Here is a 4,038-nt window from a genome sequence, read left to right as displayed (position 1 = left end):
CCGGTGGGCGAGCGTCAGCAGCTGTTGCGGCCGGCGCAGGCCAACCAGGTGTGGTCGATGGACTTTTTGTTCGACCGCACTGCGAAGGCCGGACGATCAGTGTCTGGTGATCGTGTACGACGCAACGCATGAAACGGTTGCCATCGACGTGGAGCGCGCGATCTCGGGCCATGGCGTGGTGTGCGTGCTGGACCGGCTGGCGCACAGTCGCGGTTTGCCGAAGGTGATCCGTACCGAGCGCGAAGCCTGCCCTAGGGGCACAACAGCAAGGAATTTTGCGGCAAGGCGATGGTCGCTTGAGCGCATGCCCGTGGTGTGCAGCTACGGCTGATCCAGTCTGGCAAACCGAACCAGAACGCCTACGTTGAATCGCTCAACGGCCGACTACGCGACGCATGCCTCAACGAGCACTGGTTCCCAACGCTGCTGCATGCACGCACCGAGATCGAACGCTGGCGACGCGAAGACAACGAGGACCGACCCAAAAAAGCAATCGGCGGCATGACGCCATCCGCTTATGCCCAACATCTTGCCAACACCGATATCATTCCCCCCCGGACTCTAAACCCGGCCGCTACTCAGGGCGGGGGACGTCGCTGCCGCTGATAACCCACGGTGAGCGTGGTGTTGTCGGTCAGATCCCCTTCCAGCACCGCCATGCCCGACATCTTGTTGTCGTGGTAACGGTCGTAGGAGTAATCGCGGTCCTGCCAGGCCACCACCACACGGCTGCGAAAGCGCCCGTCTTCGGCCAGCGGTGCATTGACGTCGGCCTGCATGCGGCGGAAATCCCAGGTGCCTGCGCTGACCGCGAACGACGCGTCGAAGTCCTTACCCGGGCGCTTGCGCAGCAGGTTGACAGTGGCCGTGGGAATGCCCGCGCCGGTGAGCAGGCCATTGGCGCTGCGGATTCACCTCGATGCGGTCGTAAAAGACCGTGTCGTATTCCTGGTTGGTGGAACCGCTGTAGGTGGGCAGGCCATCGACCTGGAAGTCGGTGATCTGAAACCGCGCACGAAATACAGCGGCCGCTGGGTGTCGTAGAACGACACGTTGACGCCGGTGACATTGCGCATCACATCGTCGATGCTGAAAAGCGATTGCTCTTCCAGCCGCTGCAGCCCGATCACGCTCACCGACTGCGGTGTTTCCTGCAAGGTCAGCGGCAGCCGTGTGGTGGTAGCCGGCTGCGCGCGGCTCACCGCGCCGTTGAGGCTGACCTGGTCCAGCGTCTTGGCGCTGGTTGCGGCATCGGCATCGGCATCGGCAGCGTGAGCAGCGCAAGGCAGCATCGCTAGCGCGCACAGCAAGGCGGCGGACAGCGTGGCCAGAGGAGTGAAAACAGCAGGCATCGGAGGTCTCATCGATCGGTGCGGGCGGAAGTTCCCGCGTGAGAAAGCTGCAGGCACGCGTCAGCTTCCAACTCGGGCGACGGGCTGGCTGGCCCTGCCGGGCTGGCGGATCGACGAAATGAAGACTTGGCCGGACGCGGCCTGATGTTGCGTAAATGTAAATCGGCATCATTTGTTGAACAAGCGCACAAAGCGACGCGGCGCTCGACGATCAGGGGTTGCGTGTTCTGGGATTGAACAACACACCATCCGTCTGCCGACGCCTGTTGCCCTGCCGGGTGGTCCTGCAAGATCCGCAACTGGCTTACGCCAGATGCGACAACGGCAGGCCTTCCGGTGCCTTGACGGTGCGCAGCACGAAGCTGGAATTGACGTCGGAAACGCCGGTCGCGTTAAGCAATCGATCGAGCAGAAACCGCGAGAAATGCTCCAGATCGCGCACCTGCACCTGCAGCAGATAATCCATATCGCCGGTGAGTGCCCAACAGGCCACGACCTCGTCCCAGCCGCGCACGCCAGCGGCGAAATGTTCGATATCGGCCTGGCCATGCTGCTCCAGCTGCACCCGCACGAAGGCCTGCAACCCCAGCCCCAGCGCCTTGGCATCCAGGCGCGCGCCGTAGCCGGCGATGATGCCGGCCGCCTCCAGCCGCTGGGTGCGACGCAGGCAGGCCGAGGCCGACAGATTGACCTGGACCGCCAACTCCGCATTGCTGCTGCGCCCCTGCGTCTGCAGCAGGGCCAGCAGGCGTAGATCGGTGCGGTCCAGGGCGATTGGTTGATCCATATGTTGCGCAGCAGCAGAGAAAGACGCACGAATCTTGCGCTCCAGAGCATTCAGCACGCAAGATTCGCAATCCCGTTGCGCGGCCATCGGGCTAAGGTGAGCGCTGATCATCGGGACCTGCCGCCGCATGAACACCGCACCGCAACGCGTCGAGAATCAGCTCACCGACAAGGGCTATGTGCCGGTCTACACCACCTCCGTGGTCGAGCAACCGTGGGATGGCTACAGCGCCGACGACCACGCCACCTGGGGCACCTTGTATCGCCGTCAGCGCGCGTTGCTGGTCGGCCGCGCCTGCGACGAATTCCTGCAAGCGCAGGATGCGATGGGCATGGACGACACGCACATTCCGCGTTTCGATGCGCTCAATGCGGTGCTGCAGGCGGCCACCGGCTGGACGCTGGTCGGCGTGCAGGGCCTGCTGCCGGAGCTGGATTTCTTCGAGCATCTGGCCAACCAGCGCTTCCCGGTGACGTGGTGGATCCGCCGCCCGGATCAGATCGATTACATCGCCGAACCGGACCTGTTCCATGACCTGTTCGGGCACGTGCCGCTGCTGATGAATCCGTTGTTTGCCGACTTCATGCAGGCCTATGGGCGTGGCGGGGTCAAGGCGCACTGCATCGGCGCCGATGCGCTGCAAAACCTCACGCGCCTGTATTGGTATACGGTGGAATTCGGCCTGATCGCCACCCCGCAGGGGCTGCGCATCTTCGGTGCCGGCATCGTGTCGTCGAAGGGCGAATCGCTGCATTCGCTGGAATCGCCGGCGCCCAACCGGATCGGCTTCGACCTGCAACGCAGCATGCGCACGCGCTACCGCATCGACAGCTTTCAGAGGACCTATTTCGTCATCGACAGCTTTGCGCAGTTGATGCGCGCCACCGCGCCAGATTTCACCCCGATCTATGCCGATCTTGCGCAGCAGGCGCAGGTGCCGGCCGGCGACGTGCTGGACACCGATCGGGTGCTTCAGCGCGGCACCGGCGAAGGCTGGAGTCGCGACGGCGACGTGTGAGCGATGCCTGGATCGGTGCAGGATCGCTGCACCGACTCGACAGCACCGCCAACGCGGACTAAGGTCAAACGTCCCCACATCGCCTTCGCTCAATGGACCTGACGCAGCTACGCATCCGGCGCTTGGAGTTGGACGACACCCGCCTGCTATTTACCCTGGCCAACGGCATCCGCATCGACGAGCCCATCCAGGCGCATCGGCTGTTGCTCAAGGCAGCGCCGCCGCAGCGCGCGCAGTGGCAGATCACCGACGACGGCTTCGGCGTGAACTGGCCTGCGGTGGCGCCACCGACAGCAGACGGGCTGCTCAACATGCCCGAGTTGTTGTGGCGCCGCCGCAGCGCACGCGCGCAAACCAAACTGACCTCGCTACGCGGACGCATGGATGCCTTATCGCCGGGCGAGCGCGAGCTGGTCGCGCTGGCACGGCTGGACGCAGACATGGCCGACAGCGGCTACGCCCGCTACTTCGACCGCTGGGACGCCACCACGCGCACTTACGCGCTGCAAGCGCTGACGGCGATGGGCGCAGCGCAGACGCGGCAGGCGATCGAAGGCCTGGGCGCGGTGTTCGAGCGCCTGGAAGAAGACCCGAATCTGCTAAGCATCGAAGACATTCTCGACGCCATGAACGAGACCGACCGCCAACGCGTAGATGGCTGGCAAGAGGTCTATTACCGCCGCTCAGGCGACCTGGCGCGGTTGGGGCTGACGCATTACGGGGTGGATAAGGCCTGAGCTGTGCAGGTGCGCGCGCTGACGACAACGCGTAACACCTGAACTAGCATGCCGGCCAGATACAAAATCAAAGGAGCCTCTAAAAACCCCAGCAATCTGCCATCATTGACTTGACGCCCTGCCAGCGGAGAACGACAGACATGA

The 4,038-nt window shown here is 63.8% G+C and carries 3 protein-coding genes and 2 pseudogenes; 3 read left to right on the top strand and 2 right to left on the bottom strand.

Features of this window, described 5'->3' with window-relative positions:
* Window positions 1–606 (top strand): annotated as a pseudogene (locus tag XpopCFBP1817_RS19760) (integrase core domain-containing protein); the annotation flags it as partial.
* On the opposite strand, the pseudogene XpopCFBP1817_RS19755 reads toward XpopCFBP1817_RS19760, so the two are convergent.
* Both XpopCFBP1817_RS19755 and XpopCFBP1817_RS19750 read right to left on the bottom strand, forming a co-directional pair.
* Window positions 585–1,352: pseudogene (locus XpopCFBP1817_RS19755) on the bottom strand (TonB-dependent siderophore receptor); the annotation flags it as partial. The pseudogenes XpopCFBP1817_RS19760 and XpopCFBP1817_RS19755 sit on opposite strands and share 22 nt — an antisense overlap.
* Window positions 1,353–1,656: 304 nt before the next feature.
* Window positions 1,657–2,139: an Lrp/AsnC family transcriptional regulator gene (locus XpopCFBP1817_RS19750; protein WP_128418384.1), complete on the bottom strand. Its 483-nt coding sequence runs from the start codon at window positions 2,137–2,139 to the stop codon at window positions 1,657–1,659.
* A 127-nt stretch (window positions 2,140–2,266) separates the two neighbouring features.
* On the opposite strand from XpopCFBP1817_RS19750, the gene phhA reads away from it, so the two are divergent.
* Window positions 2,267–3,157, top strand: coding sequence for a phenylalanine 4-monooxygenase (phhA, locus tag XpopCFBP1817_RS19745; protein ID WP_128418383.1), 891 nt, complete (start codon window positions 2,267–2,269; stop codon window positions 3,155–3,157).
* 92 nt (window positions 3,158–3,249) lie between these two features.
* A complete protein-coding gene (locus XpopCFBP1817_RS19740) occupies window positions 3,250–3,894 on the top strand; it encodes a DMP19 family protein (protein ID WP_128418382.1) in 645 nt (214 codons plus the stop codon).
* Window positions 3,895–4,038 lie beyond the last annotated feature (144 nt).

It is taken from the genome of Xanthomonas populi (assembly GCF_002940065.1).
Taxonomy (GTDB): domain Bacteria; phylum Pseudomonadota; class Gammaproteobacteria; order Xanthomonadales; family Xanthomonadaceae; genus Xanthomonas; species Xanthomonas populi.
The sequence above is the reverse complement of the archived record's forward strand: the minus strand, read 5'-3'. Positions and strand labels throughout refer to the sequence as shown.